Source organism: Neobacillus drentensis, from assembly GCF_036965645.1.
In the GTDB taxonomy this organism is placed as follows: domain Bacteria; phylum Bacillota; class Bacilli; order Bacillales; family Cytobacillaceae; genus Neobacillus; species Neobacillus drentensis_D.
In genome coordinates, this window is the sequence record NZ_JBALPZ010000175.1 from 1 (window position 1) to 8,809 (window position 8,809).

At 42.3% G+C, this 8,809-nt stretch carries 8 protein-coding genes and 11 tRNA genes; 17 read left to right on the top strand and 2 right to left on the bottom strand.

Annotation, left to right across the window (positions count from 1 at the left end):
- Window positions 1–49 precede the first annotated feature (49 nt).
- The 11 genes from V7266_RS26260 to V7266_RS26310 all read left to right on the top strand — a co-directional run bounded on the left by V7266_RS26260 (window position 50) and on the right by V7266_RS26310 (window position 1,084).
- Window positions 50–123 (top strand) — tRNA-Arg (locus V7266_RS26260).
- Between the two features lie 9 nt (window positions 124–132).
- Window positions 133–209, top strand: a tRNA-Pro gene (locus V7266_RS26265).
- Window positions 210–232: 23 nt separating this feature from the next.
- Window positions 233–309, top strand: a tRNA-Met gene (locus tag V7266_RS26270).
- Between the two features lie 13 nt (window positions 310–322).
- Window positions 323–415 (top strand) — tRNA-Ser (locus V7266_RS26275).
- Window positions 416–468: 53 nt separating this feature from the next.
- A tRNA-Met gene (locus V7266_RS26280) sits at window positions 469–542 on the top strand.
- A 3-nt stretch (window positions 543–545) separates the two neighbouring features.
- Window positions 546–622 (top strand) — tRNA-Asp (locus V7266_RS26285).
- A 40-nt stretch (window positions 623–662) separates the two neighbouring features.
- Window positions 663–738, top strand: a tRNA-His gene (locus V7266_RS26290).
- Window positions 739–760: 22 nt separating this feature from the next.
- Window positions 761–835: transfer RNA gene (locus V7266_RS26295), tRNA-Gln, on the top strand.
- Between the two features lie 12 nt (window positions 836–847).
- Window positions 848–921: transfer RNA gene (locus V7266_RS26300), tRNA-Cys, on the top strand.
- Window positions 922–932: 11 nt separating this feature from the next.
- Window positions 933–1,006, top strand: a tRNA-Gly gene (locus tag V7266_RS26305).
- Window positions 1,007–1,010: 4 nt separating this feature from the next.
- Window positions 1,011–1,084 (top strand) — tRNA-Ile (locus V7266_RS26310).
- Window positions 1,085–1,298: 214 nt separating this feature from the next.
- On the opposite strand, the gene V7266_RS26315 is transcribed toward V7266_RS26310, so the two are convergent.
- Window positions 1,299–2,090 carry a Cof-type HAD-IIB family hydrolase gene (locus V7266_RS26315; RefSeq protein WP_335472194.1) on the bottom strand — a complete coding sequence of 264 codons (792 nt, stop codon included), beginning with the start codon at window positions 2,088–2,090 and terminating at the stop codon, window positions 1,299–1,301.
- Between the two features lie 148 nt (window positions 2,091–2,238).
- Entirely contained in the window at window positions 2,239–3,204 is a 966-nt protein-coding gene (locus V7266_RS26320) for a LacI family DNA-binding transcriptional regulator (RefSeq protein ID WP_335472195.1), read from the bottom strand.
- Window positions 3,205–3,379: 175 nt separating this feature from the next.
- Between V7266_RS26320 and V7266_RS26325 the strand changes: the two genes are divergently transcribed.
- The 6 genes from V7266_RS26325 to hxlB all read left to right on the top strand — a co-directional run bounded on the left by V7266_RS26325 (window position 3,380) and on the right by hxlB (window position 8,790).
- The gene (locus tag V7266_RS26325) at window positions 3,380–4,144 is read left to right on the top strand and encodes a sugar phosphate isomerase/epimerase family protein (RefSeq protein ID WP_335472196.1); all 765 of its coding nucleotides are present in this window, start codon (window positions 3,380–3,382) and stop codon (window positions 4,142–4,144) included.
- Window positions 4,141–5,100: a sugar kinase gene (locus V7266_RS26330; RefSeq protein WP_335472197.1), complete on the top strand. Its 960-nt coding sequence runs from the start codon at window positions 4,141–4,143 to the stop codon at window positions 5,098–5,100. Before V7266_RS26325 ends, V7266_RS26330 begins: the two co-directional genes overlap by 4 nt.
- 1 nt (window position 5,101) lies before the next feature.
- Window positions 5,102–6,388 carry an MFS transporter gene (locus V7266_RS26335; protein WP_335472198.1) on the top strand — a complete coding sequence of 429 codons (1,287 nt, stop codon included), beginning with the start codon at window positions 5,102–5,104 and terminating at the stop codon, window positions 6,386–6,388.
- Window positions 6,389–6,517: 129 nt separating this feature from the next.
- A complete protein-coding gene (locus tag V7266_RS26340) occupies window positions 6,518–7,495 on the top strand; it encodes a LacI family DNA-binding transcriptional regulator (RefSeq protein WP_335472199.1) in 978 nt (325 codons plus the stop codon).
- A gap of 108 nt (window positions 7,496–7,603) precedes the next feature.
- A complete protein-coding gene (gene hxlA / locus V7266_RS26345; protein ID WP_335472200.1) occupies window positions 7,604–8,248 on the top strand; it encodes a 3-hexulose-6-phosphate synthase in 645 nt (214 codons plus the stop codon).
- Complete coding sequence (gene hxlB, locus V7266_RS26350) at window positions 8,245–8,790, top strand: 6-phospho-3-hexuloisomerase (RefSeq protein WP_335472201.1); 546 nt, start codon at window positions 8,245–8,247, stop codon at window positions 8,788–8,790. The genes hxlA and hxlB overlap by 4 nt, the downstream gene beginning before the upstream one ends.
- The last annotated feature ends 19 nt before the right edge of the window (window positions 8,791–8,809 follow it).

Below are 8,809 nucleotides of genomic sequence, written 5' to 3' on the forward strand. Positions count from 1 at the left end.
ATCCTCCACCATGATATTTCACGAAAGTGAAAATAATTATCAATAATTTGCGCCCGTAGCTCAATTGGATAGAGCGTCTGACTACGGATCAGAAGGTTATGGGTTCGACTCCTTTCGGGCGCGCTTATGTAACGGGAAGTAGCTCAGCTTGGTAGAGCACTTGGTTTGGGACCAAGGGGTCGCAGGTTCGAATCCTGTCTTCCCGACCAGTCGAAGGTTAATATTTGTCTATGGCGGTGTAGCTCAGCTGGCTAGAGCGTACGGTTCATACCCGTAAGGTCGGGGGTTCGATCCCCTCCGCCGCTACCATATAGTGTTTTACGGAGGAATACCCAAGTCCGGCTGAAGGGATCGGTCTTGAAAACCGACAGGCGGGTTAAACCGCGCGGGGGTTCGAATCCCTCTTCCTCCGCCATAATTCACTCTATTATTTATGGAGCATACTCCAAACTTAATACTTTTTACTATCGCGGGGTGGAGCAGTCTGGTAGCTCGTCGGGCTCATAACCCGAAGGTCGTAGGTTCAAATCCTGCCCCCGCAATTTGGTCCGGTAGTTCAGTTGGTTAGAATGCCTGCCTGTCACGCAGGAGGTCGCGGGTTCGAGTCCCGTCCGGACCGCCACTTTTAAACTAATAGCATATTGCTGTTAATATATATTCTGGCGGTTGTGGCGAAGTGGTTAACGCATCGGATTGTGGTTCCGACATTCGTGGGTTCGATTCCCATCAGCCGCCCCATACTTCCTTTAACAAAATCCATTGGGCTATAGCCAAGCGGTAAGGCATCGCACTTTGACTGCGACATGCGTTGGTTCGAATCCAGCTAGCCCAGCCATCTTATCTTTAAGGCAGCATAGCCAAGTGGTAAGGCCGAGGTCTGCAAAACCTCTATCCCCGGTTCAAATCCGGGTGTTGCCTCCAAATTTTATCATGCGGGTGTAGTTTACTGGTAAAACCTCAGCCTTCCAAGCTGATGTAGTGGGTTCGATTCCCATCACCCGCTCCAATATGGGCCTATAGCTCAGCTGGTTAGAGCGCACGCCTGATAAGCGTGAGGTCGATGGTTCGAGTCCATTTAGGCCCACTTAATAAAATGCTTGATTTCCATTTGGGAGTCAGGCATTTTTTTATGGAATGGGAAATTATAGATTTACTACTTGTAGATAACTTTTTACAGGTTTAAACACGTCCAGCTCGCCTCATGCTTGTCGGGGCTGACATAGGCGCTTCCTCTTTTGATCTGGCCCTTAAAATAAAAAACAAACAGTGACCAGCACTGTCCGTTTACCCATAATCTATTAAAGAGCAAGCCCCTCCTCCAACAGTCCAACCTTGATAAGTCCATTAAGGATCCCATTTTGAGAAGAAGAGGTTGTGATAACATCCGCTGCTGCTTTTGCTTCAGGCACGGCATTTCCCATCGCTACCCCTGTACCGACTGTTGCCAACATCTCAATGTCATTTAATCCATCCCCAAAGGCAAAGGCATTTTTTTCATCCAAATCTAATAATTCTAGAAGTCTACGAATTCCGATTGCTTTTGATGCGCCACGAGGGAGAATGTCGTAGGCTGCATCATGCCACTTTACAAAACTGAAATCTGGGAAAAGGTCGATATACTGTTGGGCATCCTCTACACCGCAGTATAAATGGCCTTGATAGATGGATAATTGGTTATAATACTCTTTATCCACTTCAGGATAGGGCATCATTAATGAATCAAAGCTAGCTTCAATAAACGGATGGTTTTTTTCACTAACTTTATAATCCTCATGACTACAGTAAGCTAACGCATGTCCGTTACGAGCCGTTATTGCTGACATGGATTGCAGAAAACTAGGTTTAATTGGATTGGAATATACCTGTTTTCCTTGGTACACCACATATTGTCCATTCATGGAAACATAAGAATCAATATTTAGTTCCTTTTGAATCCAGTAAAACATCTTTGGAACGCGGCCCGTAGCAATGATAGTTTGAATTCCTTTATCCTGAAGCTGACGTACAGCTTTCTTAGTGGACTCTGGAATTACTTTTTTATCATCTAAAAGAGTTCCGTCAATATCAAAAAAAACAATTGGTTGTTTCACTTTATACACCTCCGGAAAAATACAACACTGTCGTTACGCTCAGGGATCACCTGATCACGCCGGCAAGTGTTGTATGGTCTTGCATCTAAAGCATATTTTATGAAACGCGTTTCAGGTCAAGGGATTTGGAGATAATTCTTTAAAAAATTCAAACTGTCTCACGTTCAATTAAGGTTACAGCCACTTCTTGGTAAGAGGGCTTGTCACTTTGGTAAATCCCTTGCAGAAAGAGTTTCTTTCCAATTTCTATAAGAGGGATTTCAATTGTCGTAATATGCATCATTTGTGCAATTGGCTGGTTGTTAAAACCAATAATCGCTAAATCATTCGGAATGGAAATATTGTGATTGTGCGCACTTGTGACAATACCGGCTGCCACTTCATCACTTGTGACCAGCAAGGCGGAAGGAGGATTAGCCATTTGTTGAACTTTCTTGATTACTTTTTCACCATCTTCAAAATGAAGACAGTGACTAATAATATATTCGTGGTCACAGGCAAGCTGATACTTTTCCATGAAATGTTGATAGGCTAGTGCTCTATTTTTGCTATTAGTACCTGAACTGCGGTAGATGCAATAGCCGATTTTACGATGACCTTTTTGGTACAAGTACTCAAGAGCCGTCATGAAGCCTTGATAGTGGTCTACAAATGTAGACGAAACTTCCCTGCCCCTGGTGTCTTCACACAACGTAATCGGGCCAAATGATAAGTATTCTTCGATAATTGGCCAGCTGGAAATCCTTGAACAAATAATTAAGCCATCAATCTGCTTTTGTTTAAGCATTTGCAAGGCCTCAAGTTCCTTATCCTCATCATAGTTGGTCTGAAATAGGACCAGCTTATAGTTGTGTAGTAATGCTTCTGCAGCAATTCCTTTTATTAATCGAGAAAAATAAGGATGGTCAATAAAGGGAACGACCACACCGATTAGGAAGGTTTTTCCCATACTTAAATGGACGGCATTTATATTCGGCTGATAATTACTTTCGTTAATTGCGGCTAGGACCTTATTTCTTTTATCCTCACTTACATAAGGATGATTATTTAAGACCCTTGAAACGGTGGTTACGGAAACTCCAGCCATCTTAGCTAAATCTCTAATGTTTGTCATCATATCACCTATTTATATAGTGCTAGTAAATACGATTATAGTACAAAGGGCATTTTTTTAAAAAAATATGGTTGCAAAAACGCTTACAATGGGTTTATAATACAGATAAATCGATTTACTAAATCGATTTACTAAAACGTTTTAGAATAATGTTCATCTAGAAAGGATCTTTATTATGAAAAACGTGATTGTCCCGTTAAATGCTTTTGAAAGCAGCGAAGTGACAACAAACGGCCAAAGCGCATTTGTTAAACTGATTGCTGAAGCCGGAGCTTTTGGGATTGAAATTCGCCGTGAATTATTGCCGGCAGAAGACCTGCAGCTTGATCAAATAAAGAGTGAAATTGACCGATTTGGACTATTCACGGTTTATTCTGCTCCAATTGAGTGCTGGCAAGAGGATTACCAGTTTAACAAAGAGAAGTTAAATACTATTTTTCAAGAAGCTGCTGTCCTTGGTGCAAACTGGTTAAAGGTATCATTAGGGCATTTTCAGCAAGATAAATCAAATATCGCCGAACTAGGTGAGTTCCTAAAGGAGCAAAAGGAAATACAACTGTTAGTTGAAAATGATCAGACTCCATATGGAGGAAATGTAAGGCACTTACAGGCATTCTTTGAAAGCGCTGTCGAACAGGAGGTACCGGTTAAAATGACCTTTGATGCAGGAAACTGGTATTATTCCGGGCAGGATGTAGAGGACGCGCTTAAAAAACTGGCTCCATATGTCAGCTATCTTCATTTAAAACAAGTTACGAAAACTCTTGAAACTATACCGCTTCAGCCGGTTGGAGAGCAAAGCTGGAGGAAAGTAATGAGTAGTTTTCCGGCCGATATCGTGAAAGCACTCGAGTTTCCAATTGTTCCGAAAGAAAAAACGAAGGACTATATCCAAATGATTACGGATATGGCTAGAGAAAGAGAGGAGCTATTATCATGAAACAGCTAGATGTTGTTACTTTTGGAGAAGCGATGACAATGTTTATCGCCAATCAACCAGGTGCGTTACATGAAGTAAGTCAATTTACACGGGAACTTGCTGGTGCTGAAACCAATGTCGCTATTGGCCTGGCAAGACTTGGACTTTCTGCCGGCTGGGCAAGTAAGCTTGGAAATGACGCATTTGGCAGGTTCGTTATTGACCGTCTGAAAAATGAAAACGTCAACATTGATCATGTATGGTTTGATGACAAGTATCCTACTGGATTTCAGTTGAAATCAAAGGTCCTGGAAGGTGATCCTGAGGTACAATATTTTCGTAAAGGGTCAGCAGCAAGTCATCTAAATATAACTGATTTTAAGGAAGAATACTTTTTAGCAGCCAAACACATGCATATGACGGGAATTCCATTAGCGATTTCGGAAGAGGCAAGGGAATTTGCTAACCATGCGTTAGCTTTTATGAAAAAGAATGGACGTACGGTATCCTTTGATACAAATTTGCGCCCAAGTCTATGGAATTCGCAGGAAGAAATGGTAAAGCATATTAACGAAGCGGCATTTCAGGCTGATTATGTACTGCCGGGGGTTACTGAGGGAGAAATTTTAACCGGTTACAAAAATCCGAGTGATATAGCATCCTTTTACCTTGATAAAGGTGTAAAGCTAGTTGTGATTAAGCTTGGCGGTGCAGGGGCATTTTATAAAACAGCATCAGAGGAAGGTACGGTGCCAGGCTTCAAGGTAGAAAAAATTATAGATACCGTGGGTGCTGGTGATGGATTTGCTGTTGGAGTAATAAGTGGATTACTCGATGGACTTTCCATTATAGAGGCAGTTATAAGAGGAAACGCGATTGGTTCCCTTGCCGTTCAGGCACCAGGTGACAATGATGGTTATCCGATAAAAGATAAACTGTTAGCCTATATCGAAAAAAACCTTCAGGGAGTGAAATAGGATGAAACAAACGATTGCTAAACAAAGATGGCTCCGCTTAATTCCAATTGCCTTTATCACTTACAGCCTTGCCTATCTTGACCGTGCTAACTATGGTTTCGGAGCTGCGGCAGGATTAGCAAAAGATCTTCATATTACACCTGGGACATCATCATTACTTGGTTCGCTATTTTTCTTAGGTTATTTCTTTTTCCAAGTGCCTGGTGCTAGCTATGCAGAAAAGAAGAGTGCAAAGAAATTGATTTTCTGGTCATTGATTCTATGGGGCGGGTTAGCATCTGCAACAGGTTTAATCACTAATATTAATCTACTATTTGTAATTCGGTTTGCGCTTGGGGTTGTTGAAAGTGCGGTTATGCCAGCAATGTTAGTGTTCTTAAGCCACTGGTTTACAAAAGCTGAACGCTCTCGTGCGAATACCTTCTTAATTTTAGGTAATCCTGCAACTGTTTTATGGATGTCAATTGTATCCGGTTACTTATTAAACTCTGTCGGCTGGAGATGGATGTTTATCGTTGAAGGCATGCCAGCAGTGATCTGGGCCTTCATTTGGTGGAAATTAGTTAATGATAAGCCAAGAGATGCGAAATGGTTAACAGACCAAGAAAAACGCGATTTTGAACTACAATTAGAAAAAGAACAAGAAGGTTTGAAAGCGGTTAAAAATTATGGTGAAGCGTTTAAATCCAAACCAGTTATTTTACTAAGTGCTCAATACTTCCTTTGGAGCATTGGAGTATATGGATTTGTGATGTGGCTTCCATCAATTATTAAAGCAGCGCCAAATATGGATATAGTAACAACTGGCTGGTTATCGTCTGTACCGTATATTTTAGCAGTCGTATTAATGTTAGCGGCCTCCTACTTCTCTGATAAAACGTTAAATCGCAGTGGATTTGTTTGGCCATTCCTATTAATTGGTGCCGTAGCATTTTATGCTTCATATGCGATTGGTACAAGTCATTTTTGGATTTCGTTTATCCTGCTTGTGATTGCAGGCGGGGCAATGTATGCTCCGTACGGACCGTTCTTTGCCATTATTCCTGAGATCCTCCCTCGTAATGTAGCAGGCGGGGCAATGGCGCTTATTAACAGTATGGGTGCGTTAGGTTCATTCGTCGGTTCTTATATTGTAGGGTACTTAAATGGATCAACAGGGGGATTTGGTGCTTCTTACATCTTTATGGCAGGTTCATTATTCCTTTCTGCCATCTTAACCGTTTGGGCGGTAAGGGCTGCAAAAAAGGACAGTAACCGTAAGGCAGCGGGTGTGAAAATAACTGCTTAAAGTTCAAAAACTAGTGACGGATGATAGGCGGCACCAGCCAGCTATCATCCTTTTTTATAGTAACTGGCAAATTTACCTCATTGCCGCTAAAATGGAGTCATCGATAGTGAATGAAAGAGGACGAGTAGAATGGAAAAAGTGACGATGGCAGATGTTGCAAAAGCAGCTGGCGTTTCTAAAAGTACAGTATCACAGTACTTGAATAATCGCTTCGAGTATATGGGTGAAAAAACAAAACAAAAGATTGAAGAAGCCATTGAAACATTGGGCTACCAGCCTAATTATATTGCTAGAAGTTTAAAGCAAAAACGTACCTCAATGGTAGGGATTATTGTCGCGAATATTATGCATTATTTTTCAACCGAGGTAAGCAGGGCGATTGAGGATTTTTGCAACCATCACGACCTGCATGCGATCGTGTGTAATGCCGATGATGATCCTGAAAAGGAAAAGAAGTATATTGACATGCTGCGGGCCAAACAAGTGGATGGCTTGATTATTTTCCCAACCGGACAAAATAATCAATTATATGAGAGTATGATTAAGCAAGGTTATCCGGTTGTGTTTGTGGACCGGAAAGTGCAAAATCTATCTGTTTTTTCAATTGTGACGGATAACCGGGAGTCCACTTATCGTGCGATTCAGCAATTTGTGGCGAAAGGTCATCAGAGAATTGCATTTGCTGTCCAGCCCTTGAAGGTTAGTACCCGGACGGATCGATTTGAGGGCTATCAGCAGGCCATGAAGGATGCAGGGCTCGAAATCAACCCGGATTACGTGATAGAATCTGATATTCCGGGGATGAAAAGTATGCTTGACGAGCTCTTTTCATTGGAGGAAAGACCGACGGCCATCTTTGCTGGTAATGACCGTGTCTTTTTAGAGCTAGTTAAGTGCCTAAGAGATAAAGGGCTGAAGATTGGTCAGGATATCGAGTTAGTAGTATTTGATAATATACCATTTGCCCATGTGTTGGAAACGCCGGTTACATTTATTATTCAACCAGCCAGTGAGATGGGAACAAAGGCTGCGGAACTTTTATTAGAACAAATCAATAAAGTTGATAGAGAACCAGAAGAGTTTATTTTCCCTAGTAAGTTGGTGTAGAGGGGGATGTTGGTTATCCCCTCTATCCAATTATGTTAAACTGTCGTATACTTTTACTAAATCGATTTAGTAAACCGTTTTACTTTTAAGAAAAAGGAGTTTATCTCAATGAAAATACAATTAGCCTTGGATCGAATGGAGATTGCGGAAGCGATAGAGCTAACTAGAAAAGTGGAGGACTCGATTGATTGGATCGAGGTTGGGACATCCTTAATCAAGGAATTCGGTGTTGTCAGTGTGAAAGAACTGAAACAGGCCTTTCCTGCGAAAACAGTGGTGGCGGATATTAAAACCATTGATAATGCCCGTTATGAATTCGAAATGTGTTTCGAAGCGGGTGCCGATGTGGCGACCGTTATGGGCGTATCACCGCTTGTCACGATTGATGCGTGTATGGAAGTAGCCCGTCGGTATAAAAAGAAAGTGATGATTGACTTATTGAATACATCTGCTGAGCAAAAAAGAGCATTAATGAAATACAAGGAAGCCATCTTTTGTGACCATGTCAGTAAGGATGAACAAGAGGAAGCGGGCTCGCAGAATCGTGGTGCTAAGGGTGGGCAGCTTTTAAATAATCCGGCCATTCAGGTGGCAGCTGCAGGCGGAATTACGTTAGAGTCCATTGGTGCTCTAAGAGCAACATTGAATCCTGCTGTTGCGATTATTGGGTCCGCGATCACGAAAGCAGAAAATCCCGCTGAGGCGGCCGCTAAGTTCAAACAAGTTTGTTATCAGGAGGAGGAGTTAGTATGATCGTTTCTACTATTTTAAAGGAAATTGAGACAGTATTAAGCCAAGTGGCAGAAGATCAACTGCAAGAATTGGCAGGTGAATTGCAAAAGGCAGAGCGTATTTTTATTATTGGTGAAGGACGGTCAGGATTAATGGCCAAATCGTTCGCAATGAGATTAATGCACTTAGGTGCAACGGTGTATGTTGTCGGGGAAACAATCACTCCAGCAATTGGCGAAGGGGACTTATTGGTCGCCGTATCAGGGTCTGGAACAACCAAGAGTGTTGTTTGGACGTCTGAAAAGACACAATCACTGGGCTGCCCGGTAATTGCCGTGACGACGAATCCAGAATCACCACTAGCAGCGGCTGCAACTAGAATCCTGCATGTTCCAGCAGCAACAAAGTACCGCCGTGAAAATGAACTTAAAACTATTCAGCCGCTGGGCTCATTATTTGACCAATGCGTTCACCTGCTATTCGACACCATCTGTCTGCAGTACAGCCAACTAAGCAGCGTAAGCAACAACGACGCCTTCGCCCGCCACAGCAATTTAGAATAGGGGGATGGTGCCTGACACC